Origin of the sequence: Nioella aestuarii (assembly GCF_050896395.1) — a bacterium.
GTDB lineage: Bacteria > Pseudomonadota > Alphaproteobacteria > Rhodobacterales > Rhodobacteraceae > Nioella > Nioella aestuarii.
This window is the reverse complement of record NZ_JBPBBA010000008.1, coordinates 89,827-114,771: the sequence shown is the minus strand read 5'-3', so window position 1 is coordinate 114,771 and position 24,945 is coordinate 89,827. Positions and strand designations below refer to the sequence as shown.

The following is a 24,945-nucleotide window of genomic DNA, read 5'->3' as shown; positions in this document are numbered from 1 at the left end:
CCCCCGCCCCGCGCGCATCGGCCGCCGATCCGTCCAAGCGGTTCGAGCGTCCAGGAGCCAAGCCAAAACCCGCCCGCGCGGGCAAGGCCGGCCTGAACAAACCCGGATCGAAACCCCGCAAGGGCGGCGATACGCCCCCGCGCAAACCCAGGGGTTAATCCAGCGCTTGGATAAACCGAACGAGGTTTTCGGCCACTACCTCTCCGGCCTCCAGCAGCAAGGAATGCTTGAGGTCGGGCAGGATCACCAGGTCTGAATTGGGCAATGCCTGATCAATCAGCCGGTTCAGGCGCGGGTTGCAGCCGACGTCGAACTCTCCCGTCAGCACCAGTGACGGCGCTGTGACCTCATGCAGCCAAGGCGCCATTTCGGTCCCGGCATAGATGCGGAAGACGTTAAGGAAGACCTCCGGGTCCGTCTCCACCACCTGCTTTAGCCGATTGCGCACCACATCCGGATGGGCCGCAATGAACCCGTCGGTGAACCAGCGATCCGAGAGCGTTTCAAGCACCTGCGGGATGCCCTTCTCCTCCATCGCGCGGACCACGCCCCAGACCTTGGCGCTGTCATCTTCCGTGCGGAAGGCGGCGGTAGACAACAGGCCAAGCGACTGCACCTTGTCGGGATATTTCAGCGCATAGGCCGGGCCGATCATGCCACCCAGCGAATGACCTGCGAAATGGGCGGTCGCAAACCCTGTCCGTTCGCGAACCCGCTCCAGATCGGCCACCAGCTCATCCAGCCCAAATTCTCCATCCGGCATGGGAGAGGCCCCGTGGCCGCGCAAATCATAGGTCACGACGGTGAAATGCGGCGTCAGCACCGGCAGCGCCTGTGCCCAAGTGTTGCGCGCCGCACCGATGCCGTGGATCAGGAAAAGCGGCGGGCCTTCGCCTTGAACCGTATATTCGCAGTCGATCACATCGGTCATATCAGCCCCCTAGTCCGGAAACCGGTCGGAGTTCAGCTCTCCTCCGGTGCCCCAGTCAGATTTCTCGATGTCAGAGATAATCACATGAACGCCGGCCGGATTGCCGCCCGCCGTGGCGACGAACGCATCGGTCAGCGCCTTCACCATCTCTCGTTTCTGATCCGTCGTTCGGCCAGGGAACATCTCCACTCGGATGATTGGCATATTTTTTCCTTTCAGTGGGTTACTCGGCAGCAACGCAGGCAGGGCGGCCGGTGAAATGGGGCATGACCTCTTCCGCGAAACACTGGATCGCGTCGAGCGTATCAGCAGGATCGAGCCCAAAATTGAAGTTCAGAATGACCCGGTCGATGCCAAGTTCGGCGTATGGCCCAAGCTTGTCGATCATTTCTTGTGGCGTACAGATCAGCAGGCTTTCCCCAAGCTCCTCGACCGGCGTCGCACAGGGCAGTTCCCGAACCATGCCATTGTCGACCAGCCCCGGACCGGTGAAGACATTGTCGAACCGCCCGTAATAGCGATGCGCGGCTTCAACCTTGCGCTGCCGTTCTGTCTGGGTTTGCGCGATATGGGCCACGCGAGACAACGTCAGGGTCAGCCCGTCGCCCGCCCCCTCCATATCAGCCTTGGCGCGGTTGAACGCGCCGACCTGATCCAGCAGCAATTGGTGATTGCCCGATAGCGGCGTCGTTTGGATGTGAAAGCCGCGTTTGGTGCAATGGTAGATGCCTTCAGGATTCATCACCGCCATCATCATCGGTGGTCCACCGGGGCGCACGGGGCGCGGCATGATGGTGATGGGATCGAACTGGTAATAGTCGCCATCCCAACTGACCTCTTCTTCGGTCAACAGCGCTTGCAGCACGGCCAGCGATTCATTGAACCGGCCCTGCGTTTCTTCCATCGGAACGCCCAGCCGCTCCATTTCATACTTGAAGGCCCCGCGCCCGACACCCAGCAACAAGCGGCCTTCTGTGAACATATCGGCCACCACGACCTCGCCCGCATAGATCCGCATGTCATGCAGCGGCAGCACGACGATCGAGGTCATGATCTTCACCGCCTTGGTCATCGCCGCGATCTTGACGGCGAATTGCAGCGGTGCGGGCATCATCAGGCAGTTCATCAAGTGGTGCTCAGTGACAGACACCGCATCGAACCCCATGCGATCCGCCAGCACCGCCTGATTGAGCATGTCACCGTAAACCCTATCCCCGCCATAGGATTTGTCGGGGTAGTCCGAGGACAATTGGATCGAGAACTCCATCGCGCATCTCCCTCTTCTGGGATCACAGTGGCACGGGAAACAGCATCTGAAAAACGGATTTTATCTATGCAGTAATTCGAATTTTCTGCATTATCGAGCGATGAACATCGCCGCGATCCAAACCTTTCTGGCCGTTGTCCGCTGCCGAAACCTCAACCGTGCGGCTGAACAATTGAACGTCACTCAATCCGCCGTCACCGCACGGCTTGATACGCTGGAACAGGCGCTTGGCGCGCAATTGCTGGTCAGGTCCCGCAAGGGGGCGACTCTGACCAAGGCGGGCTTTGCCTTTCTCGAACAGGCCGAGGTCATCGCCCGCACATGGGAAAATGCCCGTGCCCGTGCAAACCTGCCGCGCGGGGTAACGCGGCTGTTCAGTTTTGTCTGCGATCCGGGTCTGTGGCCGGAACTGGGACAGCGCTGGATTGACGAGATTCGTGCCGCCCATCCTGAAACGGCCATCGAGATATGGTCCGGGCTGTTGCGCGATGCTGAGACCTGGCTGCAAAGCGGAATGAGCGACGCGGCTTTGCTGTCTGAACCGGTGATCGGCGCAGGGCTCGAACACCGGGAATTCGCCAGTGACCGGCTGATCCTGGTGACAAGTAGCCCAGACCTTATGTGGCAGAAGCAATATATCTATGTCGACTACGGCCCCCTATTCCGCGCCCAACATGCCGAGGCGTGGCCAACGGATGAAACCGCTGCGCTGGCATTTTCAAACCCGGATTGGGCGCTTGACCATATGCGCCGGGACGGAGGGGCCGCGTATCTGCCAGTGCGGATCGTTCAGGGGGATATGGACAGGGGGTGCCTGCACCCGGTTCCCGGCGCGCTAAGCTTTGACCGGCGGATTGTGCTGTCCTGGCGCAAGGCCAGTGCCGAGAGTTTCAGCTTCCTCGCGCCTTCAGATCCGGCTGTACCTGCTGGTCGATAGAAGCAGACTGGTTTCCGAGGTGCTGACACCCTCCAGCCTGCGGATGTCGCGCAGGGCTGAATCCAGTGCCTCCAGCGTCTCTGTCCCAAGCTCCACGATCAGATCCCATTTGCCATTGGTGGAGTGCACGGCCTGAACTTCTCGCCGCCCTGACAACTGACGACGGATCCGGTCCATCCCCGGCCCCTCGATCCCCAGCATGGTCAGCGCGCGCACCGGGCTTTGTGCGATGTCACCGCGCGTGACAACGCTAAAGCCCCGGATCTCGCCGGATTTCGACAACCTCTCCATCCGCGCGCGGACCGTGGCACGGGTTACGCCGAGGTCGATTGCGAGGTCAGAGACCGAGGCCCGCCCGTCGCGGCGCAATGCGGCCAGAAGCTTGCGATCTATTTCGTCCATGTCGCTCATCATCATTGCTCATTTTGGTTAATTATTCCCCAACATGACCACTCTGACCGCTTCTGTCCAATCCGATCCGGGCGCTACCCATGGGAAAACGCGCATCAAGGATCGACTCACCATGACTTCCAAACCTTGCCTTCTGATCGGCGCCCCGGTGGATAGCGGCAAACGCACCCGTGGTTGCCTGATGGGCCCGGATGCCTTCCGCACTGCTGGCATTGCCGAACAACTGATCCGGCTTGGCCTGGAAACCCGTGACCTTGGTGACGTCTTGCAAGCGCCGCTGAAAGACCTGCCTACAGAGGGAAAAGTCCACGCCCTAGCTGAGACCATCGCCTGGACGGAGGCGCTGATCCCTGCCGCTCGTGACGCGATGGAAGACGGCTTTCCCATCTTCCTGGGGGGCGATCACAGCCTGTCGCTTGGCACCGTGGCGGGTGTGGCGGAATACGCCGCAGCGCAAGGCCGCCCGCAATTCGTGCTGTGGCTTGATGCGCATTCCGATTTCCATACACCCGCAACAAGCGGGTCCGGCCATTTGCATGGCACGCCTGTGGGTTACATCACCGGCCTGCCCGGCTTCGACCATTTCCCGGCGCTGAAGGCACCTGTCCCGCAAGAGTATGTCTGCATGATCGGGCTGCGCTCCGTCGATCTGGAGGAAAAGCAGGCGCTGGCGGCGACCGAAATCACCTGCCACGACATGCGCGCCATCGACGAACATGGCATCGCCGCCCCCTTGCGTGACTTCCTGGCACGGGTCGAAGCGGCCAACGGGATGCTTCATGTCTCGCTCGACGTGGACTTCCTCGACCCTTCCATCGCGCCCGCCGTGGGCACCACCGTGCCGGGCGGCGCCACCTTCCGCGAGGCGCATCTGGTCATGGAGATTCTGCATGACAGCGAGCTTGTCACCTCTCTCGACCTTGTTGAGCTGAACCCGTTTCTCGACGAACGCGGGCGCACCGCATCACTGATGGTCGATCTGACCGCATCGCTGATGGGCCGCCGCGTCTTTGACCGCCCCACAAGGAGTTTCGCAGCATGAACAAACTACCCCAACCCTCTGATCGTGCTTACGTTCCCTTCGTTTCAGTCGAAAACATGATGCGACTTGTCCATTCCATCGGGCTGGAACGGATGCTTGTGGAAATGGCCGACTATATCGAGGAAGATTTCCGCCGCTGGCCGCTCTTTGACAAGACGCCACGTGTGGCCGCGCATAGCCCCGTGGGCGTGATCGAGCTGATGCCAACCTCGGATGGTGAGCAATACGCCTTCAAATACGTGAATGGACACCCGACCAATACAAAGTCCGGGCTTCAAACTGTGACGGCTTTCGGGCTTCTGGCGGATGTGGCGACGGGCTATCCGACGCTGCTCAGCGAAATGACCGTGCTGACCGCGATCCGCACCGCGGCGACCTCGGCCATGGTGGCCAAACATCTGGCCCCGAAAGGCGCAAGGACCATGGCGATGATCGGCAACGGCGCGCAGTCGGAGTTTCAGTCGCTGGCGATGAAGGCCGTGGTTGGGATCGACACCGTGCGGCTTTACGACATCGACCGCGCGGCGACTGAAAAAGCCGCGCGCAACCTGGCCGGTCAGGGTCTGACTGTTGTGACTTGCACCACGCCCGAAGACGCGATGGAAGGGGCAGAGATCATCACCACCTGCACTGCTGACAAGCAATATGCCACGATCCTGAACGACAACATGGTTGGCGAAGGGGTGCATATCAACGCAATCGGCGGCGACTGCCCCGGCAAGACGGAACTGGCGCCTGCAATCCTGCACCGGTCGTCCATTTTCGTGGAATACCCACCGCAGACGCGCATTGAAGGCGAGATTCAGCAGCTGGACGAAGATCACCCGGTGACGGAGCTGTGGCAGGTCATTCTTGGCGAGGCCGAGGGCCGGGTGTCATCCCGGCAGATCACGCTTTTTGACTCCGTGGGCTTCGCCATCGAGGATTTTTCGGCGCTTCGCTATGTGCGGGACCGGCTGGAAGGAACAGCGCTGTTCGACCAGCTCGACATGCTGGCCGACCCCGATGATCCGCGCGACCTTTTCGGGATGCTGCAACGCGCCAAGGGGTAAGGGATTTCGCCGCGCATCGCGCGTCGAGCCGCGGGGGGTGTCTCCCCCCGCATTCCCCTTTGGCAATTCAGCCCTGATGACGGAGTTAGGGTATTTTCTGTTAGTGAAGGGTAAGTTCACCCACGACGTTGCGCCATTCGCCCGGCCCGATCAGCTTGCGATGCGTGAAGCGGACGGAATGCAGCGGGCCTTCGATCTCATCCTGCCAGAACTCGATAAAGGAAAAGAGTTTTGGGTGGTCCGGCGCCAGGTCGTAATCCTGCCAGACGAAGGTATTCAACACATGCGGGTGATCGGGCATGTGGTAAAACATTTCTGCGGTTGTCAGACCATATCCTTTGAGCATCAATTCGGTCTCTTCGTGGGCCATATGCGCGCCTCCTGAGTTGCTGACTAAAAATGATGCTGCCACAGCTTTATTAAAAATCAACAAAAACAGATTGTTAGCCATCCACAGGCGCGAGTGCCAGCCGCCTCGGGCCATTGCCATTGCACCCTATATCCCGGCCCTCTATACTGCCCGACAACAATATATAGACGCGCGGACAGAAGCGAGCATCAGGCGTGACCGACACCCCAGAACCCCCTGAAAACATGGAAGAAACCGGCCCCGAAGCGCCGGTGCCCCATGGCCCCCAAATCTCAATCGCAGAGGAGATGAAGACCAGCTTCATCGACTATGCGATGAGCGTGATCATTTCCCGCGCGATTCCCGATCTGCGCGACGGGCTGAAACCGGTGCACCGGCGCATCCTCTATGCGATGCATGAAACCAACAACAGCCACGACAAGGCCTACCGCAAATCGGCCCGTCCCGTGGGTGATGTGATGGGTAAGTACCACCCCCATGGCGACAGCGCGATCTATGACGCGCTGGTGCGGATGGCGCAGGACTTCTCGATGTCGCTGCCGCTTTTGGATGGTCAGGGCAACTTCGGCTCCATGGACGGGGATAACCCGGCGGCGATGCGCTATACCGAAGTGCGGATGGACAAGCCCGCCGCGTTCATGCTGGCCGATATCGACAAGGACACTGTCGATTTCCAGGACAACTATGACGGAAAGGACCGGGAACCGACGGTTCTGCCCTCTCGCTTTCCGAATATGCTGGTCAATGGCGCCGGCGGGATTGCCGTTGGCATGGCCACCAACATTCCCCCGCACAATCTGGGCGAAGTGATCGACGCCTGTCAGGCGCTGATCGTGAACCCCGACCTCAGCAGCGAAGAGCTGATGGAATACGTCCCCGCCCCGGATTTCCCCACAGGCGGGATCATCCTGGGACGCACCGGCGCGCGAAAGGCCTATCTGGAAGGGCGCGGCAGCGTCGTCATCCGCGCCAAGACAAGGGTCGAGGAGATCCGCAAGGACCGCTATGCCATCGTGCTCGACGAGATCCCCTATCAGGTCAACAAGGCCTCGATGATCGAAAAGATCGCCGATCTTGTACGTGAGAAAAAGCTGGAGGGCATTTCCGCCGTTCAGGACGAAAGCGACCGGATCGGCGTGCGCGTGGTGATCGAGCTGAAACGCGACGCAACGCCCGAGGTGGTGTTGAACCAGCTGTTCCGCTTTACCCAGATGCAGACCCATTTTGGCTGCAACATGCTGGCGCTGAATGGCGGACGGCCGGAGCAGCTGACCCTGCGCCGGTTCCTGACGTCGTTCCTGGATTTCCGCGAAGACGTGGTCGCCCGGCGCACCGCCTATGAGCTGCGCAAGGCGCGTGAACGGTCGCATATCCTGTGCGGCCTGGCCGTGGCCGTCAGCAATGTCGATGAGGTCGTGGCCACCATCCGTCAATCCGCCGACGCCGCCGAAGCGCGCGAAAAGCTGATGACGCGGCGCTGGCCCGCTGGTGAGATCGCTGATTACATCCGGCTGATCGACGACCCGACCCACACAATGAACGATGACGGGACGTATAACCTGTCTGAGACGCAGGCCCGTGCGATCCTGGAATTGCGCCTTCAGCGCCTGACACAGATCGGGGTGAAGGAAGTCACCGACGAGCTGCAAGAGCTCGCCGCCAAGATCAAGGACTACCTCGCCATCCTCGCCAGCCGTGAACGGATCATGCAGATCATCTCGGACGAGCTGGCAGAAGTACGCGAACAGTTTGCCGTGCCGCGCCGGACAGAGATCGTCGAATGGTCCGGCGACATGGACGACGAAGACCTGATCGAACGCGAAGACATGGTCGTGACCGTAACCTCGGGCGGCTATATCAAGCGCACGCCGCTGGCCGATTTCCGGGCGCAAAAGCGCGGCGGCAAGGGGCTGTCGGGTGGTGAGCTGAAGGAAGATGACGTTGTCACCAACCTGTTCGTCGCCAACACCCACACGCCGCTTCTGTTCTTCACCACTGACGGGATGGTCTACAAGCTGAAGACATGGCGCCTGCCCCAAGGCGGACGTACGTCCAAGGGCAAGGCAATCGTCAACATCCTGCCCATCCCCACCGGCGTATCCGTGGCCGCTGTGCTACCCATTGACCGGGACGAGGACCACTGGGACGAATTGCAGATCGTCTTCGCCACCACGGCGGGCGATGTCCGGCGCAACCAGCTTTCGGATTTCGCCAATGTTCGTTCGAACGGCAAGATCGCCATGAAACTGCCCGAGGACGGGTCCGTCAGCATGGTGAACGCGCGCATCTGCACCGAGGACGACGATGTCATGCTCGTCACCGATGCGGGCCGTGCGATCCGTTTTCGCACCACCGATGTTCGCGTCTTCAAGGGCCGCGATTCCACCGGTGTCCGGGGCATTCGCCTGCCTGATGGCGCAACCGTGGTGTCCATGGCCGTGATCCGCCATTTCGAGGCCAGTGCCGAAGACCGTGCGGCCTATCTAAAGATGCGCCGTGCCGTGGCGGGCGTGACCGAAGAAGCCGAGGACAGCGACGAAGAGACCGTGGCAGATACGGCGCTGAGCCCGGAAAAATATGCAGAGATGTCGGCCGCCGAGGATCTGATCCTGACGATCACCGCAAAGGGATCGGGCAAGCTGTCCTCGTCGCATGACTACCCGGTGCGGGGCCGTGGCGGTCAGGGCGTCGCTGCGATGGACAAGGCGATGCGTGGCGGGGCCCTGGTGGCCTGCTTCCCGGTCGATATCAGCGATCAGATCATGCTGGCGACTTCCAAGGGTCAGTCGATCCGTTGCCCGGTTGACGGGATCTCGTTCCGATCACGCTCTGCTGGTGGGGTGAAGGTCTTCGACACCGCCAAGGGCGAAGAGGTCGTCTCGGTCGCCTGGATCGCCGAACAAAGCGATGAGGACGATGCAGCAGATGCCGATGTATGATTGGATTCCGCTCTTCCTGTTTGGAGGGGCGGTCATCCTGGCGATGATCCCGCTGGCCCGCTATCAATCGGGCCGCTATCAGGACTATCTGGCGCGTCATACGGCTGAGACCGAGAAGGTCACCTCCAACCAGACCCGGCAGATCGAGCAGCAGGAAGCGCATCATGCCCTGCTGCGCGAACAGAATGCCCTGCTGGATCGCATCGCCACGGCACTGGAACGCAAGGGATGACAAATCGGCTGGCGCTCGTGGCCTATCTGGCGCGTGACTATGATGAGGCCATTGCCTGGTTTCAGGACGCACTTGGCTGGGTCCTTCTGGAAGACACCGATATGGGTGGCGGCAAAAGATGGGTGCGGATGGCCCCAGACAGCACTGCAGCAACCCAGTTTCTAATCGCGCGCGCAGTGGATGATCAGGTGGGCGCCATTGGCCATCACGCAGGCGGGCGCGTGGGCTATTTCCTGCACACCGACGATTTCGAGGCCAGTCGTGTGCAGATGCTGGCCGCCAGTGTGGTGTTCGAGGAAGAACCGAGACACGAGACATATGGAACCGTCGCCGTTTTTCGTGATCTCTATGGCAACCGGTGGGATCTGATCGAGCCAAGTTAGGCGCTGGAACGCATAGAACCGGCGCATAGACGGGCGGTTTTGCGCATTGAGGAACAGGCCCTTTTTGTGGACATGATCATTGCGGGCCTCGCCCTCGTTGCGCATGGTGCTGGGGCGTTCTCGGTCGATAAACGTCTTTCGCGGGCAGCGCTCGCCTGAATTCGTCACATTGGTTACCCCTCACCGCCGCGGGCAGATCTGCCAGCGGCGGTTGTGTTTTCATACTGGGCCACAGTCCGGCCGCATTTGCGCCCCAGACCTGCCGCGTGAATGCACCGCCTTTTCCTCAAATACATAATAATACTGCCAGAATTCAGACCCAGATTGGTCCCACTGGGGCGACACGCCGGGGGGCGCACGCCAGTCTGCAAGGCTGCCAAGCAGAGAAGACTTTGGTCATGACCAATTCAAGCGCCGAACGCATCACGCTGAATGCCACTGCGCAAAACCTGTTGCGGATCGTCATCGCATCGTACTTTCTGGCCGTTGGGCTAAATCTAATCCCTGGCACCAACCTGACCATCCTGGCCGAGCAAGTCCTGCCCGCCCATGTGGCCGAGCCGCTGTCGGCAATGCTGGTCTTCGCCCTCGCCTTTCTGGTCATGATCGGCCTGTATATGCGCCCGGCTGCGCTTGTCCTGGGCTTGATGACGCTGTTTGCCAGCTATCTGCAAATGATTGAACTTGGCGTGGCGGATGAGCTGGGAACCTTCTGGCGTGACCTCGTGCTGATCGCGGCGCTGATGCTGACCTATGCCGAAAACGCGCCGCGGGATCACCGGATGCGCAGCGCCATTCGCCGCAAGGTGACGCCGCGCCGGATTACCCCCACCGACCACCCGCACCGCGCCCGCCCCGCAGCCAAGGCCGTGGCCCGCCCTGCACCTGTCGCAGAAGCGCCTGTGGTGAACTTTGTGAGCCGCCGCAAGCTGGCCGCGAACCTGCCCGACGCGGTCGACAACATATTCTCTGACTTCGCTGCAACTGGCTGACCCCCTGCTCCAGAGAGGGTGCCCAAGCGCCGCGTCCCTTTTGATAAGGACGCGGCGTTTTCTTTTCTACCAAGATCACGGCCTGATGCCGATCACGCGGGTGAACAATCCCCAGATTTGGAAACGACTTCCTTCGCAAATGTGGCACAGACCTGTCTAAAAAGTTAGGCCAAGTTGCCAAATAGAGAACAATGATGTGCTGTTGTCCGTACTGATGCCTGAATAGCTTGTAAAAGACCCCGAAGGTTCCCCGTCATCGGCCTTGTCCTGCCCCATTTGCAGCGGAGACTGTAGTTAACGAGCGATTTACCTTAACGAGACAGAGCACATGACCAACCTTACCGAATGGCTGAGACTGAACTTCCGGGTCTGCCTCTCGGCGACCCTTATGATCGAGGCCGCCATTGGCCTGGTCCCACAACTTCGCGATTGCAACATCCCGACAGTGGTCGGCGGCATGGAAGGGCTGGAGTTCCACTCCGCCGCCCTGGCCGCTCTGTACTTTGTGCTTAGCTTCTGGCTGATCCTTGGCATCCGCACCTCGATGGTGGCTGCCATGGCAATGGCACTGCTGGTTCTGCCCGCAATCATGACCAATCCCACTGGTGACCCGGCCCTGGCGGTCAAGATCACTCTGGTCTCGGTCTTCTCTGTGCCACTCATTCTGTACGGTGGTGGGCGCTACACGCTTTATGAAGTTCGGGAATCCCTTAATCTTTCCAGCGGTGGACGAGAAGAAGCGCACCACGCTGTCTAAAAAAAAATATTTTAGATCAAGGGGCAATCGCTATTGCGATTGCCCTTTTTTCATATTTATCTGCACCCTACATTAAACTATGTTAATATTAACTTAGTTTGATCGAAGATTCCTTGCTGAATAGGAAGGACCAAGGTTGCAAAACTGGGACGATCTAAAATTTGCATTGGCCGTTAACCGAACCGGAACGATGAGTGCGGCCGCAAAGATCCTTGGCACCAATGTCGCGACTGTTTCGCGGCGGATCGAACGGCTTGGTGAGAAAATAGGGATGCCACTGTTCATCAAGTCAGCTGGTATATGGAAATTGAACCCCGCCGTCGTCGGATTGCTCGAAGTTGTGGAAACGTTCGAAGGCGCGATGCTAAACGAAGAGCGGCGCATTAAAGCCAGAACCAACGCTGCCGTGTCGGCCCGTCTGCGCATCGGTGCTCCGCCATTCGTGACGTCAAATATTCTGGCTCCACGAATCACGGAAAGCATTGAAAATCATCCGAAATACTCCATTGAACTACATGATAGAGCCAATGGGGTGGGCCTTGGAGACATGGATATTATGCTGCGCGCAGGCCAACCGGAACACGGGCGGCTGATCACGCGCCGGATCGGTGAATTGACCTTCCGTCTGTATCGCCACAAGCTGTCCAAGGACCGCATGGCCTGGGCGGGGTTAACCGAAGAGTTCAATGATTTCCCACCCATGCGGCACGCCCTGGATTATTTCCAGAGCGCCCCCTCTCTCAGAACGACTCAGATCGCTCAACTCTTTCACCTGGCGCAATCCACGCGGATGATGGCCCCGCTTCCCGAACTTCTGGCCCGCGAAGATGACAATTTCATCCCGCTGGAGCCGGACGAAGACCCAATCTCAGTTGAGATCTGGCTTGCCTATCATTCTTCCAGAAAGTCAGACACCGCAATTCAGGATATGATCTTATGGATTTCCTCGTGTTTTCAGGAAATTTCCGCCCAACGCTATGCCCCGCAAGTGGCCTAGATCGATTGTGGTGCAAAAGCCTATTTGCATTTATTCGTCTTTTTGCTTTTGCAGTAGGTGATACTCTGTATTTACTAAAAAGAAAACTCGAGGCAAAGCAGTGACAATCCTCACCCTATCACACCTGCTGTGCAGGCTTTTGCTGGCGTTCTCCATTCTGGTCTTCGCTCTGGACGGGATATCGGTCGCTGCCCTGGCGCAGCAACAGGGCACTGGTGGGCTGCATCCGATTGAATGGGCCGCCGTCTTCTGCCTGTCCGGCCTTCTGCTGTTCATCTTTATCTGGCTGCTGTTCGGACTACAGACCCGTGTCATGGCTTCTTTGGGGCTTATCCTGTTCGCGGGGCAACTCCTGTGGTTCGAGAGGCTTGGATTGCAGACGCAATACGGTTCTGCCCATCTCGCCATCACCATATTGTTGGCTTTTCCCCTGCTGATTTTGGGCGGGGGTCGTTTTGCAATCTATCGGCGCGGCTGGCGGCTGCCGGTCTAAGCCCACTTGGCAAGGACGAGGCACTGGCCTACATCGCGGGCTATGACAAAAGCGATCCACATTATCGGCGGCGGCATGGCCGGGTCCGAAGCCGCCTGGCAGGCCATCACCATGGGCGTCCCCGTGGTCATTCACGAAATGCGTCCAACCGTCGGCACATTTGCCCACCAGACGGGCAACCTGGCGGAAATGGTCTGCTCCAATTCCTTCCGCTCGGATGATGACGAACAAAACGCCGTTGGCTTGCTGCATTGGGAAATGCGCGCCGCCGGTGGTTTGATCATGGAGATGGCAGATCGCCACCGCCTGCCCGCAGGTGGCGCACTGGCCGTAGATCGCGACCCTTTTGCACAATCAGTAACCGACCGGTTGCGCGCCCATCCTTTGGTTACTGTCGTCGAAGGAGAGGTCAATGCGCTGCCCTCCGAGGGTCCGGCCATCATCGCCACTGGCCCCCTGACCTCAGGCGCATTGGCTGACGCTATCGCACAAGAGGCAGGGCAAGACAGCCTCGCTTTCTTCGACGCCATCGCCCCCATCGTCCATGCCGACAGCATCGACATGTCCAAGGCTTGGATGCAGTCGCGCTATGACAAAGGTGAGACCGAGGAAGAACGCACCGCCTATCTCAACTGCCCGATGGACCGCGACACCTATGAGGCCTTCATCGACGCGCTTTTGGCCGCCGATAAGACCGAGTTTCGCGAGGGCGAGACCGCCAAGTATTTCGACGGCTGCCTGCCCATTGAGGTCATGGCAGAACGCGGCCGCGAGACGCTGCGCTTTGGACCGATGAAGCCCATCGGCCTGACGAACGCCCATCAGCCCGATCAGAAACCCTATGCCGTGGTTCAGCTGCGCTGCGACAACAAGCTGGGAACGCTGTTCAACATCGTGGGATTCCAGACCAAGATGAAATACGGCGCCCAGACCGAGGTCTTTCGCATGATCCCGGGGCTGGAAAACGCCAGCTTTGCGCGGCTTGGTGGCATCCACCGGAACACCTTTATCAACTCGCCCACGCTTCTGGATCACGAAATGCGCCTGCGTTCGCAACCCCATATCCGGTTTGCAGGCCAGATCACCGGGGTCGAGGGCTATGTGGAATCTGCCGCCATGGGGCTCTTGGCAGGCCGGCTTGCCGCTGCCGAAGTTCTGGGTCAAACACTGCCCCCCGTCCCACAGGAAACCGCCATGGGCGCCCTGATCCACCACATTACCGGCGGTGCTGAAGCAAAGACCTTTCAGCCGATGAATGTGAACTTCGGCCTCTTCCCGCCCATCGACTTGAAAGGCGGGCGCAAAAACCGGAAAGCGCGCTACAAGGGCTATACGGACCGGGCCAAAGCGGCCTGGCAAGGATGGCTGAACCAGGGTGAAGACCACCCCGCAACCATTTGAAATCGAAGTGACCTTTCGCACCCGATTTGCCCCATCGCCCACCGGCCCTCTGCATCTGGGCCATGCTTATTCGGCGATCCTCGCCCATGACATGGCGCGGGCAGCGGGCGGCGCGTTTCTGCTGCGGATTGAGGATATCGACCAGACCCGCGCAAAGCCGGAGTGGGAGGATCTGATCTATTACGATCTCTCCTGGCTCGGCCTGACATGGGATGAGCCGGTCATGCGCCAATCCGAACGGATGGACATTTACGCAGCTGCCCTGGACAAGCTTTGGGACCGAGACCTGCTCTATCCCTGCACGTGCAATCGACGTGATATTGCCCAGGCCGCTTCGGCCCCGCAGGAAGGGGCACCGCTTCTCGGCCCGGACGGGATCATTTATCCCGGCACTTGCCGAAGCAAACCACGTATGCCGAACCACATGTGTGCGCGCCCCAAACACACAGCGCTCCGCCTGAATATGGCGCAAGCGGCATTGGCCGACGATGTCTTTGTCCCTCGGCTTGGCACAGCAGGCGTGGCCGCGTTTGAGGAAAAGGGAAATGGGGAAGGCATCCCACGCGGGCTGATCGAATTCACCCCCGAGGATGTGGCCCACGACATCGGCGATGTGGTTCTCGCGCGCCGCGATATGGGCGGCTCTTACCATCTGTCCGTTGTGCTGGACGACGCGGCACAGGGCATTACGAACGTTGTTCGTGGCGCAGACCTGTTTGACGCCACGCGGATTCACGTGATCCTGCAACGTCTGCTTGGGCTCCCGACACCGGTTTACCACCACCACCGGCTGATCCGTGACGAGAACGGCAAGCGCCTGGCCAAACGCGATGACGCCCGCGCAATCCGCACCTATCGCGAAGAGGGCCTGACCCCATCTGACATTCGCGCCCTGGTGGGCCTCTCACATTAAGGTTAACCGCCCCCATTAACCTTAACGCGCGCCCTGCCCTTCTTCTTGGTCCAAATACTCCCGCCGGAGGCACCCATCAGACCCCGCAGGTGCAGGGCTCAGACCATGGGCGCCATCAGTTCCACCTCGTCCCCATCCTGCACGGCAGTGTAAAAACAGCTGCGGCGATTGGTATGGCAGGCAGGCCCGGTCTGGCGCACGACTGCCAGCAGACAATCCCGGTCGCAATCGACGCGCAACTCCACCAGGTCCTGCACATGGCCAGAGCTTTCGCCCTTGATCCAGAACGACTGACGTGAGCGCGACCAATAGGTGACCCGCCCGGTATCCAGGGTGCGTGCAACCGCCTCGGCATTCATCCAGGCCATCATCAACACTTCGCCTGTCCCCTCATCCTGCGCGATGCACGGGATCAATCCGTCAGCGGTATATGTCAACGTCGCGGGATCAAAGCTCATGACCGGCACCCTTTGCAATCCATGGATAGATCGCTACCTATAGGGCAGCAGCGCGGGGGAAAAGCCCATGAGCACCGAAAGCGACCTGATCAAACTCTATTCGCAGCGCATTCTTGCGCTGGCGGCGGACATTCCTCTGACTGACCGGCTGGAAACCCCGCAAGCAACGGTGAGAAAGCGCGCGCCGCTGTGCGGCTCGACGGTAACGGTGGATCTGGACCTCGAGGATGGACGCATCGTGCGGTTCGGCCAGGACGTAAAGGCCTGTGCGCTCGGTCAGGCGTCTGCTGCACTGATGGCGGCAAATGTCATCGGTCGCACCCGCGCCGAAGTGGAACAGGGCCGCGATCAGCTGCGTGCGATGCTGAAGGATGGCGCGCCACCGCCCGAGGCGCCTTTCACCGGCTACGAGGTTCTGGAACCTGCGCGTGACTACAAGAACCGCCACGCCTCGATCATGCTGGCTTTTGAGGCCACCGCGCAAGCCATGGCCGAGGCCGAAGCCGCCGCCTGCGCCTGAACTCCAACTCTAAACAAAAAAACCGCCGCTCTCCGGGGCACGGAGGCGGCGGCAGGTATGCGTGTCGGGGCGTCCAGTGGCCGGGCGTTTGGACAGGCAGTTCCAAAGACCCTGAGGCAGAGGCAGCGCGGGGAGTTGGGGACAGACCCGCAGCTATGAAGAAGCCATCCGGAGGTACGACCGCAGGCAGAAAAGCAAGCGTGTCAGAGGGTGCCGGGCAGATGCAGGGCCCCGAGGGTCATGACACCGATCGCCAGAACACCGGCAAAATCATACAGCAATGAGTCGCGCGAGGATTCGATAATCTGGCGGATCTGAGTGATCATGGTTTCCAATTCCTGAACAACTTGTGGCGTGTTAACGCTTTGTTCTCATATCCAGAGGCGGAATGCAAGAACTTTATGAGAACATTTGAGAACAAACGGAGCCCAATGGTTAACGATGGTTAATAGGTTATTAACCTTCCTTATCCGACCGAGATCAGCCCGATCGCCTTTTCCTGCTCCATCAACCACAACAGAACCCGCGCCGATTGTCCGCGCGGGCTGATCATCTCCGGATCCCGATCCAACAGCGCCCGCGCGTCCGATTGCGCGATGCTCATCAATGCTGTTTGCCCCTCCAAATCGGCCACGCGGAACTTCGGCAGTCCCGATTGTGCGGTGCCGATCAGATCTCCCGCCCCTCGGATCGCCAGATCCTCTTCGGCGATGCGGAACCCGTCCTCGGTTTCCCGCAAGACCTGCAACCTTCGCGTGGCAGTTTCCCCAAGCGGCGCGCGGTAGAGCAGCAGGCAGGTCGACGCACCCTCGCCCCGGCCCACGCGCCCGCGCAGCTGGTGCAATTGCGACAGCCCGAAATTTTCTGCCTGTTCGATCACCATAATCGTCGCATTGGGCACGTTCACCCCCACCTCGATCACCGTCGTGGCGACCAGAACGCGGGCCCGTCCCTCCACAAAATCTGCCATGGCGGCGTCTTTCTCGGCCGGCGGCAATTGGCCATGCACCAACCCCACGACGCCCTCGCCCAATGCGGCGCGCAGACTCTTGAACCGTTCCTCGGCGGCGGTCATTTCGACAGCCTCGCTTTCCCCCACAAGGGGGCAGACCCAATAGGCCTGCCGGCCCTCGGCCACCGCCTGACGCAGGTGATCGACCACTTCGTCCATGCGCGCGGTGCTGACCAGCGCGGTGCGCACGGGTTTTCGCCCCGGCGGCTTTTCATCCAGAACCGAGATATCCATGTCGCCATAGGTGGCAAGACTCAGCGTGCGGGGAATGGGTGTTGCCGTCATCACCAGAACATCTGCCTGCGCGCCCTTCTGGCCCAGCTTCACCCGCTGGCGCACCCCGAACCGATGCTGTTCGTCGACAATGGCAAGCCGCAGATCAGCAAATTCCACATCATCCTGAAACACCGCATGGGTGCCCACCAGAATGCCGATCTCCCCCGATCTAAGCGCCTCCAGCTTCGCGCGCCGTTCCGCCCCCTTATCGCGGCCAGTCAGGCTTTCCAGCCGCACACCCGCAGCCTCGGCAAGCGGTTTCAACCCATCGAAATGCTGCGCGGCAAGGATCGAGGTCGGCGCCATCATCACTCCCTGCCCGCCCGCTTCCACCGCCACCAGCAACGCCATCAACGCCACCAGCGTCTTGCCCGCGCCGACATCGCCTTGCAGCAAGCGGTTCATCTTGACCGGGCTGGCCATGTCCGCCGCGATTTCTGCAATCGCCCGTTCCTGCGCGCCGGTTGGATGATAGGGAAGTGATTTCAACACCTTGCCACGCAACGCCCCATCCCCCGCGCTGACCCGACCCTTGGCACGCTTCAGCTTAAGTCGCGCCAGACCGAGTGTCAGCTGATGGGCCAGCAGCTCATCATAAGCCAGCCGCTCTCGCGCAGGGTGGTTTCTCGACAGGGTTTCCGGCCCCTCCGGGCAATGAAGCTGCTCCAGCGCATCGGGCCAGGCAGGCCATTTTCGGGATTTCAGCAGCTCCAGATCAATCCATTCCCCGAAATAGGGCGCCCGCGGCAGGGCCGAGGCGATGGCTTTGGCAATCCCTTTTTGTGTCACACCTGCTGTCAGCGGATAGACCGGTTCATAGGCTGGAATTTCGTCTGCTTCGGCCGGGGGCAGGATGTGATCGGGGTGGACCATCTGCGCCAGCCCGTCAAATAGCTCCACCTTGCCAGAGACCAGTCGGCGGCTGCCCGTCGGCAAAACCCGTTGCAGATAGTCGCCATGTGCGTGAAAAAAGACCAGCTCGAAGCTTGTTGAAGCATCCGTCACCTGCACCCGGTAGGGCCGCCCACGCGAGGCGGGCTTCCGGTGCGGGCCAACCTCCACCTCGACCGTCACGATCCCCGGCAGCACCGCATCACGGATGCTGGCCCGGCGGGTTCGGTCCACGCCGCCAACGGGTAGGGTCAGCAATAGGTCATTGGGTGTTTCCACCCCCAAACCCTTGTAATGTTTTGCCGTTTTGGGTCCAATCCCATCCAGCCCTTCCAGCTCTGCGAACAGAGGGAACAGGATTTCAGGGCGTCCCTTGGGCATCTCAACCATCACCGATCAACGCGAGCCAAGCGTCCTCATCTATGGTTTCCACGCCCAGATCAGCGGCCTTCTTGGCCTTCGATCCGGCCCCAGGCCCCGCCACCAGAAGGTCCGTTTTGGCGGAGACCGAACCCGAGACCTTCGCCCCAAGCCCCTCCGCCCGCGCCTTGGCCTCGGCACGCGTCATCTTCTCTAGGCTGCCGGTGAAGACGACTGTTTTGCCAGCCACGGGGCTGTCGGATGTGGTGGGCGCCGCCTCTTCCTGCACTTTCAAAGCCGCGACCAGCCGATCGATGGATTCCCGTTCGCGCGGTTGCCCAAAGGCGGTGACAAGCGCCTGCGCAACTGTGGTCCCGATCCCGTCGATGCCGGTTATTTCGTCCCATGCAGTGCGGGCCTCGGCTGGCACGTCCTGCCAAATGGCATCCCGCGTGGCGCTGATTTGGGCGCGGCGACCTTCGTCAGCAGCGCGCGCACGCTCAGCAGCGATGGCTTCATCCGCCGCACGCGCGGCTTCGGCGGCGGGACGTGCCCGGTCGACGGTTAGGGCCAGGGCGGACCAAGACCCGAAATGGCGGGCAAGATCGGCGGCAGCCACTTCCCCCACATGCCGGATCCCAAGCGAAAACAGAAGCCGTTTCAGAGGGATGGAACGTTTCTCTTCAATCGCCTTGAACAGGTTCGCAGCCGATTTATCCCCCCAACCTTCTCGATTCTTCAGTTGTTGCAAGCCGCTGCCATAGCGCGCCTGAAGCGTGAAGATATCCGCCGGTTCCGACACCCAGCCATCCTTGTGGAACTGTTCCACCTGCTTGGCGCCGAGCCCCTCGATATCAAACGCCGCGCGGCTGACGAAATGCTTAAGCTTCTCGACCGCCTGCGCGGGACAGATCAGCCCGCCGGTGCAACGGCGCACGGCGTCGCCTTCCTCTCGCACCGCGTCGGACCCGCATTCGGGACATATGCTCGGGAATTCATAGGGTTTGGCATCCTCGGGCCGTTTCGACAGATCCACATCGGCCACTTTTGGGATCACATCGCCGGCGCGATAGACCTGCACCCAATCGCCCACCCGGATATCCTTGCCCTCACGGATCTGATTGCCCGAGGAATCGCGCCCTGCGATATAGTCCTCATTGTGCAGCGTTGCATTAGATACCACGACACCGCCAACCGTCACCGGGGCGAGGCGCGCTACCGGGCTGAGGGCACCTGTACGACCTACCTGAATGTCGATGGCTTCCAGACGGGTCCAGGCCAGTTCAGCTGCAAATTTATGGGCGATGGCCCATCTTGGCGTTGTCGAACGCATACCAAGCCTTGCCTGAAGCGCCAGATCGTTCAGCTTGTAGACGACCCCGTCGATGTCATAGCCAAGCGTGGCGCGGGCCTGCTCAATCTCGCGGTAATGGGCAAGCATGGCCTCGGTTGTGTCGCATAGCTTAGTGCGGTCATTTGTTTGGAACCCAAGCGCCTTTAGCCGCTCGATCGCACCCATCTGGGTGTCGGCCAGCGGTGCAGACAGCGCGCCCCAGGCATAGGCAAAGAATTTGAGAGGTCGGTCGCGGGTGATGGATGCATCGAGCTGGCGAAGCGATCCGGCAGCGGCATTGCGCGGATTGGCAAAGGTCTTGCCCCCACGTTGCGCTTGCCGCTCATTGAGCGCTTCGAAATCGGCGTGGGACATATAGACCTCACCCCGCACCTCGAGCACCTCGGGCGCATCGGCCAGCGTCTGCGGGATGTCTGCGATGGTGCGCGCATTGGCGGTGACATTCTCGCCCACCTCTCCATCGCCGCGCGTGGCAGCCTGCACGAGCAAACCGTTTTCATAACGCAGAGACAGGGAAAGCCCGTCGATCTTGGGTTCCGCGGTGAATTCCAGGGCGGACTCCGGTGAAAGCCCCAGGAAACTGCGGATGAACCGGGCGAATTCCGCGACATCCGAATCCTCGAACGCGTTGCCAAGCGATAGCATACGAACGGCGTGGGTCACCTTGGAAAACCCCTCAACCGGGGCAGCGCCCACCTGATCAGAGGGGCTGTCAGAGCGTTTGAGCGCGGGGAAGCGCGCCTCCAGCGCTGCATTCTCGCGTTTCAGCGCGTCGTAATCCGCATCAGAGATGTCCGGCGCATCCTGTCGATGATATGCGTCATTGGCACGGGCAATCGCTGCGGCCAGCTCTTTCAAACGTGCCGGTGCCTCAGCCTCGGTCACGGCATTCGCCCGGTCTTCAGGTGTCACGGATTGCGTTGCCATTTGTGCCTCTCGAAACTGTCACGGCCTCCTAGAGTGATAGGAGGCCGTAACCGGGAGGTCCAGACGTGAGAGCAGATCAGGCCGAGGCGGCGAAGCCCTGAGGCTGCGCCTCTTCCATTGGGTCGCGCAGCACATAGCCCCGGCCCCAGATCGTTTCGATATGATTGTCGCCGCCGGTGGCCTGAGACAGCTTTTTCCGCAACTTGCAGATAAACACGTCGATAATCTTCAGTTCCGGCTCATCCATGCCGCCATAGAGATGGTTCAGGAACATCTCTTTCGTCAGCGTGGTGCCTTTGCGCAGGCTGAGCAGTTCCAGCATCTGGTATTCCTTGCCCGTCAAATGCACGGCGCGCCCATCAACATCAACGGTCTTGGCGTCGAGATTGACGTTGATCCGACCCGTTCGAATCACGGATTGGGCATGGCCTTTGGAGCGTCGGATGATGGCGTGGATGCGCGCCACAAGCTCATCGCGATGAAACGGTTTCGTCAGATAATCATCTGCCCCGAAGCCAAAACCCTTGATCTTGCTTTCGGTATCATCAGAGCCGGACAGGATCAGGATTGGCGTATCGACACGGGACAGGCGAAGTTGGCGCAGCACCTCGTGGCCATTCATGTCGGGCAGGTTCAAATCGAGAAGGATAAGGTCGTAATCGTATAGCTTGGCAAGGTCGATGCCCTCTTCCCCCAGATCGCTCGAATACACATTTAGGTTGGCATGACTGAGCATCATTTCAATGCTTTTGGAGGTGGTGGGATCATCTTCTACAAGCAAGACACGCATCATGAACTCTCCGAATCTTTCGAACTGGTTACAACCATCGGCACACTTTGTTAATTTCAAGTTATCTTTATAGACAGTCTTATCAAAATTGCGTAATTGCAATCCCAAAATTGCATTATGCGCGGAAACGTTGAAGCGCTGTTGCCTTTAATGCCTGCTCCCCGTGTTCGAAAACGGCGCGAGTCCAACTGTCCAATTCTTCCTCGGACAGCGCGTAAATGCGACATGCCTCCTCCCGGTCCAGAAGGCCATATGAAACGGCATTTGCCACGGCCGCTTTTCGGCTTGCAACCCATCTCCGGGTTGCGGCACTGGGCAGATCTGCGCGTGTCATTACGCTGCCATCGGGAAGGGTAACGGATTGGACCCCTTTGACACGTCTGATATACATAGCGCTCCTCTCACCGCTCGGGTTGAGGGCCACCCTGTCGCAAAGAGTTTAACAGCCGGTAAGCACGTCCCTTGAGGATAGGTGGCATTTTCCTATATTGCCCCTGAAACCCCCGGAGACTCTCATGCCCCTTGACCCACATCCCGTGAATTCCCTTGGCTTTGCCAAGCCGCCCTCGGAAACCCGTGTCGTGGTGGCGATGTCGGGCGGTGTCGACAGCTCCGTTGTCGCCGCAGAGCTTGCAGAACAAGGCTATGACGTTATCGGCGTGACCTTGCAGCTTTACGATCACGGGGCAGCGCTTGCCAAGAAGGGCGCCTGCTGCGCGGGGCGCGACATTCATGACGCCCGGCGCGTGGCCGAAGAGATGGGATTCCCCCACTATGTGCTGGACTACGAGAATATCTTCAAAGACGCCGTAATCGACGAGTTCGCGGAAAGCTACCTTGCCGGCGCAACGCCCGTGCCCTGCATCCGCTGCAACGAGCGGGTGAAGTTCAAGGACCTGCTGGAAACCGCCCGCGATCTGGATGCCGACTGCATGGCAACCGGGCATTACATTCAGAGAATGGAAGGCTCAAACGGCGCGGAATTGCATTGCGCGGCGGATTCATCGCGTGATCAAAGCTATTTCCTGTTCTCAACAACAAAAGAGCAGCTGGAATTCCTTCGCTTTCCCTTGGGTCATTTGCCATCAAAGCACGAAACCCGGAAATTGGCGGCCCGATACGGGTTGCCGGTTGCGGACAAACCCGACAGCCAGGATATTTGCTTCGTGCCGGACGGAAACTACGCCTCGGTGATCGAGAAACTGCGCCCTGGCGCGGCAGATTCCGGCGATATCGTCGATATGGACGGCAATGTCCTGGGCGCACATCGTGGTGTGATCCACTATACGATTGGCCAAAGGCGCGGGCTTGGCATTGGCGGGCTGGAAACGCCGCTTTACGTGGTCAAACTTGACCCGGACACACGCCAGGTCGTGGTCGGCCCGAAAGAGGCTTTGTCCAAACGGATCGTGCCTGTGCGCGAAATCAACTGGCTGGGAGATGAGCCCTTTACCTCTCGTCCCGAATGGCACCTGGCGGTCAAGATCCGCTCCACCCGCCCCCCGCGTGAGGCGGTGATCCGGCCAATTTCGGAGACCGAGGCCGAGGTGGAACTGATCGTGGCCGAGGAAGGTGTCAGCCCCGGTCAGGCCTGTGTGTTCTACGATCCCGACGGCAGCCGCATCTTCGGTGGTGGCTGGATCTGGAGAGGCTACTAGGCACCCCCGCCCAGTAGATAGCTGCGCAACAGGATCAGCTGGTGCGTAGCGACCTGCCGAACCTCGGCCCGGTCGATGACCCGCACCATATCAGACGGCCCGCCCTGCCCCTCGATCACGTAGCCACCCGGCCCGAAAACGCGCACAGAGGCCGGGCGCTCTGCCGGGTCAGCTATGACGCGAACCGTGGTGAATTGCTCGGACAGGATCAATTGCACCGCATCGCCCGCCAGCGGCCCAACTCGGCGGCCGTCATCCCATGTTACCTGACACACCAGCCGCGCCACGGCGGCCTCTGGCCATGCGGTGGCATCGTCATGCAAGATCGCAGCCTGCCGCATCAGCGGAAACACCCGCGCGTCAGAGCTTGGCAGTTCCTGCAACCGATCCAGCGTGATCCGCCCGTAACGGGCACAAGTTACCAACCCACCAGGGGCCGAAACGCCTTCGATCGGCAAACCAAAGCGGCCCTCGACAGACCAGAAATACAGATCACCCTCCGTCGGGCTTGGGGCTGCGGGCTCGGGCAGCGGGCTGAACAATGGCAAAGCCTCGGCCAGTTGCATGGCAACCGCTTCGCGCGGTTGAAATGGGGCACCCATGATATCGAGCAAAGCCGCAAGGTCCGGTGGCACGGGATCGGCCCGCAGCGGACATGCCGCAAGGGTTAACATCAGAATGGACGGGATCAGACGCAGCATGTCCAAGATTGTGACGTAGCGGGGCCACTGCGTATAGAGGCAACCGCCACACCACCAACGACCCTGAAACAGCTTGGCAATTCAGCGCTTTACACCTCAGCCGACACAGGCTTATCTCCGACAATCTCATTTCGAAAAACAGCCATTGGGGGACATATGCCCGGTTTTATTGATGGGTCTTGGTTCTTCGGGATTACCGGAGCTGTCATCGCCTTCGCCGCGACCCGGTCGCGTGGCGGCATTCGGTTCTGGCAGCTTGTGCTCGTCGGGCTGGCCTCGGCCTATGTCCTTCCGCATGTGTTTGCATGGATTCAGCCACGCTGGCGCGCCGTGCCCTGGTTGCCTGACATCACCGGCGGCATGGTCTTTATCGGAGGCTGGTTCGCCCTTTTCGCGCTGACAATGTTCGAACAGAAAGGACAGCCGCGCAGGGTGCCCATATGGGCTGGACTGCTGTTTGCCACCTGCATGGCCTTTATCGTGCCTGCTGTGGTGAACCAGCTTACAGGGGCTTATCAAAGGGCCTCGCTGCGGGACGACGTCAATGCCTGCGTTCGGTACGCTCCGGGTGAAGATGGCGTTCTGGAAGCCACCAATCTGTGCGATCAGGAGATTGTCGTAGGCCTCTGCCTGCCGAACGAACACAACCCTGAGCCTTGTGCACAGTCCGTTGCCCTTGCCCCGGATGAGACAACCTTGCTGGATCCCGCCGGGACCGGTCTGTCCTCGGTGCCGGGCAACCCCAACGGATATACGCTGGTTGCATGTCGCCAGCCCAACCGCCCGTCCCGCATGACCCGAGTAACCGGTCGCGGTTTTGAAGGGGTTTGCCTGCCGGGCAGATGACGTCGGCGCAGGTCGTCCCGAAAAAATGTAAAATC

Annotated in this window: 27 protein-coding genes; 15 read left to right on the top strand and 12 right to left on the bottom strand. The window is 60.1% G+C overall.

Translation table 11 applies throughout. The features are described from left to right. Positions 1–154: 154 nt before the first annotated feature. From ACROHD_RS07570 to ACROHD_RS07560, 3 genes are read right to left on the bottom strand one after another with little or no spacing between them, the layout of a single operon-like run. Complete coding sequence (locus tag ACROHD_RS07570; protein WP_432676917.1) at positions 155–931, bottom strand: alpha/beta fold hydrolase; 777 nt, start codon at positions 929–931, stop codon at positions 155–157. A 9-nt stretch (positions 932–940) separates the two neighbouring features. Continuing rightward, entirely contained in the window at positions 941–1,135 is a 195-nt protein-coding gene (thmT, locus tag ACROHD_RS07565) for a 2-hydroxymuconate tautomerase (protein ID WP_432676915.1), read from the bottom strand. A 19-nt stretch (positions 1,136–1,154) separates the two neighbouring features. Beyond that, positions 1,155–2,198, bottom strand: a complete 1,044-nt coding sequence (locus ACROHD_RS07560; RefSeq protein ID WP_432676912.1) for an LLM class flavin-dependent oxidoreductase — start codon at positions 2,196–2,198, stop codon at positions 1,155–1,157. Between the two features lie 100 nt (positions 2,199–2,298). Here ACROHD_RS07560 and ACROHD_RS07555 point away from each other — a divergent pair, with 100 nt between their 5' ends. Next, positions 2,299–3,135, top strand: a complete 837-nt coding sequence (locus tag ACROHD_RS07555) for a LysR family transcriptional regulator (RefSeq protein WP_432676909.1) — start codon at positions 2,299–2,301, stop codon at positions 3,133–3,135. Here ACROHD_RS07555 and ACROHD_RS07550 read toward each other — a convergent pair. Continuing rightward, positions 3,106–3,537 carry an Lrp/AsnC family transcriptional regulator gene (locus ACROHD_RS07550; protein ID WP_432676922.1) on the bottom strand — a complete coding sequence of 144 codons (432 nt, stop codon included), beginning with the start codon at positions 3,535–3,537 and terminating at the stop codon, positions 3,106–3,108. The two genes, ACROHD_RS07555 and ACROHD_RS07550, sit on opposite strands and share 30 nt — an antisense overlap. Before the next feature lie 121 nt (positions 3,538–3,658). Between ACROHD_RS07550 and rocF the strand changes: the two genes are divergently transcribed. Both rocF and ocd read left to right on the top strand, forming a co-directional pair. Beyond that, positions 3,659–4,588 carry an arginase gene (gene rocF / locus ACROHD_RS07545; RefSeq protein ID WP_432676907.1) on the top strand — a complete coding sequence of 310 codons (930 nt, stop codon included), beginning with the start codon at positions 3,659–3,661 and terminating at the stop codon, positions 4,586–4,588. Then, complete coding sequence (ocd, locus tag ACROHD_RS07540; RefSeq protein ID WP_432676904.1) at positions 4,585–5,640, top strand: ornithine cyclodeaminase; 1,056 nt, start codon at positions 4,585–4,587, stop codon at positions 5,638–5,640. Before rocF ends, ocd begins: the two co-directional genes overlap by 4 nt. Before the next feature lie 100 nt (positions 5,641–5,740). On the opposite strand, the gene ACROHD_RS07535 is transcribed toward ocd, so the two are convergent. Next, positions 5,741–6,010 (bottom strand): usg protein, encoded by a 270-nt coding sequence (locus ACROHD_RS07535; RefSeq protein WP_432676902.1) that lies wholly within the window; start codon positions 6,008–6,010, stop codon positions 5,741–5,743. Positions 6,011–6,204: 194 nt separating this feature from the next. Between ACROHD_RS07535 and gyrA the strand changes: the two genes are divergently transcribed. The 9 genes from gyrA to gluQRS all read left to right on the top strand — a co-directional run bounded on the left by gyrA (position 6,205) and on the right by gluQRS (position 15,117). Continuing rightward, positions 6,205–8,949, top strand: a complete 2,745-nt coding sequence (gyrA, locus tag ACROHD_RS07530) for a DNA gyrase subunit A (protein ID WP_432676900.1) — start codon at positions 6,205–6,207, stop codon at positions 8,947–8,949. Then, positions 8,942–9,181, top strand: coding sequence for a hypothetical protein (locus ACROHD_RS07525; RefSeq protein ID WP_432676898.1), 240 nt, complete (start codon positions 8,942–8,944; stop codon positions 9,179–9,181). Before gyrA ends, ACROHD_RS07525 begins: the two co-directional genes overlap by 8 nt. Further along, entirely contained in the window at positions 9,178–9,564 is a 387-nt protein-coding gene (locus ACROHD_RS07520; protein ID WP_432676896.1) for a VOC family protein, read from the top strand. Before ACROHD_RS07525 ends, ACROHD_RS07520 begins: the two co-directional genes overlap by 4 nt. 398 nt (positions 9,565–9,962) lie before the next feature. Then, complete coding sequence (locus ACROHD_RS07515) at positions 9,963–10,556, top strand: hypothetical protein (protein ID WP_432676895.1); 594 nt, start codon at positions 9,963–9,965, stop codon at positions 10,554–10,556. Positions 10,557–10,884: 328 nt separating this feature from the next. Then, complete coding sequence (locus ACROHD_RS07510; RefSeq protein WP_432676892.1) at positions 10,885–11,313, top strand: hypothetical protein; 429 nt, start codon at positions 10,885–10,887, stop codon at positions 11,311–11,313. Positions 11,314–11,449: 136 nt separating this feature from the next. Further along, on the top strand, positions 11,450–12,310 hold the full coding sequence (locus tag ACROHD_RS07505) for a LysR family transcriptional regulator (protein ID WP_432676890.1): 861 nt from the start codon (positions 11,450–11,452) through the stop codon (positions 12,308–12,310). 100 nt (positions 12,311–12,410) lie between these two features. Continuing rightward, positions 12,411–12,803 carry a hypothetical protein gene (locus ACROHD_RS07500; RefSeq protein ID WP_432676889.1) on the top strand — a complete coding sequence of 131 codons (393 nt, stop codon included), beginning with the start codon at positions 12,411–12,413 and terminating at the stop codon, positions 12,801–12,803. A 42-nt stretch (positions 12,804–12,845) separates the two neighbouring features. Beyond that, positions 12,846–14,204 (top strand): methylenetetrahydrofolate--tRNA-(uracil(54)-C(5))-methyltransferase (FADH(2)-oxidizing) TrmFO, encoded by a 1,359-nt coding sequence (trmFO, locus tag ACROHD_RS07495; RefSeq protein ID WP_432676886.1) that lies wholly within the window; start codon positions 12,846–12,848, stop codon positions 14,202–14,204. 7 nt (positions 14,205–14,211) lie between these two features. Further along, positions 14,212–15,117 carry a tRNA glutamyl-Q(34) synthetase GluQRS gene (gene gluQRS / locus ACROHD_RS07490; protein WP_432676884.1) on the top strand — a complete coding sequence of 302 codons (906 nt, stop codon included), beginning with the start codon at positions 14,212–14,214 and terminating at the stop codon, positions 15,115–15,117. A gap of 98 nt (positions 15,118–15,215) precedes the next feature. On the opposite strand, the gene hisI is transcribed toward gluQRS, so the two are convergent. Further along, a complete protein-coding gene (gene hisI / locus ACROHD_RS07485) occupies positions 15,216–15,575 on the bottom strand; it encodes a phosphoribosyl-AMP cyclohydrolase (RefSeq protein ID WP_432676882.1) in 360 nt (119 codons plus the stop codon). Between the two features lie 67 nt (positions 15,576–15,642). On the opposite strand from hisI, the gene ACROHD_RS07480 reads away from it, so the two are divergent. Further along, entirely contained in the window at positions 15,643–16,095 is a 453-nt protein-coding gene (locus tag ACROHD_RS07480) for an iron-sulfur cluster assembly scaffold protein (protein ID WP_432676881.1), read from the top strand. A 203-nt stretch (positions 16,096–16,298) separates the two neighbouring features. On the opposite strand, the gene ACROHD_RS07475 is transcribed toward ACROHD_RS07480, so the two are convergent. From ACROHD_RS07475 to sciP, 5 genes are all read right to left on the bottom strand, one after another. Continuing rightward, positions 16,299–16,421 (bottom strand): hypothetical protein, encoded by a 123-nt coding sequence (locus ACROHD_RS07475; RefSeq protein WP_432676878.1) that lies wholly within the window; start codon positions 16,419–16,421, stop codon positions 16,299–16,301. Between the two features lie 140 nt (positions 16,422–16,561). After that, on the bottom strand, positions 16,562–18,664 hold the full coding sequence (gene recG, locus ACROHD_RS07470; RefSeq protein ID WP_432676875.1) for an ATP-dependent DNA helicase RecG: 2,103 nt from the start codon (positions 18,662–18,664) through the stop codon (positions 16,562–16,564). Then, entirely contained in the window at positions 18,657–20,915 is a 2,259-nt protein-coding gene (ligA, locus tag ACROHD_RS07465; RefSeq protein WP_432676874.1) for an NAD-dependent DNA ligase LigA, read from the bottom strand. Before ligA ends, recG begins: the two co-directional genes overlap by 8 nt. A 76-nt stretch (positions 20,916–20,991) precedes the next feature. Then, on the bottom strand, positions 20,992–21,705 hold the full coding sequence (gene ctrA, locus ACROHD_RS07460) for a response regulator transcription factor CtrA (RefSeq protein WP_432676871.1): 714 nt from the start codon (positions 21,703–21,705) through the stop codon (positions 20,992–20,994). Between the two features lie 115 nt (positions 21,706–21,820). Then, entirely contained in the window at positions 21,821–22,096 is a 276-nt protein-coding gene (sciP, locus tag ACROHD_RS07455; protein WP_432676870.1) for a CtrA inhibitor SciP, read from the bottom strand. A 124-nt stretch (positions 22,097–22,220) separates the two neighbouring features. Here sciP and mnmA point away from each other — a divergent pair, with 124 nt between their 5' ends. Beyond that, positions 22,221–23,363, top strand: coding sequence for a tRNA 2-thiouridine(34) synthase MnmA (mnmA, locus tag ACROHD_RS07450; protein WP_432676867.1), 1,143 nt, complete (start codon positions 22,221–22,223; stop codon positions 23,361–23,363). Here mnmA and ACROHD_RS07445 read toward each other — a convergent pair. Continuing rightward, positions 23,360–24,064, bottom strand: coding sequence for a hypothetical protein (locus tag ACROHD_RS07445; RefSeq protein WP_432676864.1), 705 nt, complete (start codon positions 24,062–24,064; stop codon positions 23,360–23,362). The two genes, mnmA and ACROHD_RS07445, sit on opposite strands and share 4 nt — an antisense overlap. Positions 24,065–24,220: 156 nt before the next feature. Here ACROHD_RS07445 and ACROHD_RS07440 point away from each other — a divergent pair, with 156 nt between their 5' ends. Then, on the top strand, positions 24,221–24,910 hold the full coding sequence (locus ACROHD_RS07440; protein WP_432676863.1) for a hypothetical protein: 690 nt from the start codon (positions 24,221–24,223) through the stop codon (positions 24,908–24,910). Positions 24,911–24,945 lie beyond the last annotated feature (35 nt).